This is a genomic window from Streptomyces sp. 13-12-16 (assembly GCF_002114215.1).
GTDB lineage: Bacteria > Actinomycetota > Actinomycetes > Streptomycetales > Streptomycetaceae > Streptomyces.
Map to the genome: position 1 here is coordinate 1 of NZ_NCTE01001151.1, position 413 is coordinate 413.

General features: G+C 77.7%; 1 protein-coding gene. It reads right to left on the bottom strand.

The window, feature by feature from the left end:
- Nucleotides 1–42 precede the first annotated feature (42 nt).
- Nucleotides 43–413, bottom strand: a 371-nt coding sequence (locus B7767_RS36665; RefSeq protein ID WP_179167449.1) for a PLP-dependent transferase, incomplete at its 5' end; no start/stop codon positions are given.

Consider the following 413-nt stretch of genomic DNA (forward strand, 5'->3'; position numbering starts at 1 on the left):
CCGGCGGGTCGCGCCGCCGGGCCGTTCCCCGTGGGCCCGGCCTCAGCCCCGGGCCGACGCCTCCGCCGGCGTGGGCGTCCCGGCCCGCTCCCCCAGGGCCGCGTCCAGATCGGCCCACAGGTCCTCGACGTCCTCCAGGCCGACCGAGAGCCTCAGCAGCCGGTCGCTCACCCCGGCGCCCCTGCGGTCGTCGGCGTCGACGATGCGGTGGCTGATGGAGGCCGGGTGCTGGATGAGGGAGTCCACGCTGCCCAGGCTGACGGCCGGGGTGATCAGGCGTACGCCGGCGATCACCTCGTGCGGGTCCCCGTGCACCTCGAAGGAGACCATCGCCCCGCCGATGCGCGGGTAGTGCACCCGGGCCACGCGCGGATCGGCGGTGAGCCGGCCGGCGAGGTCGGCGGCGGTCGCCG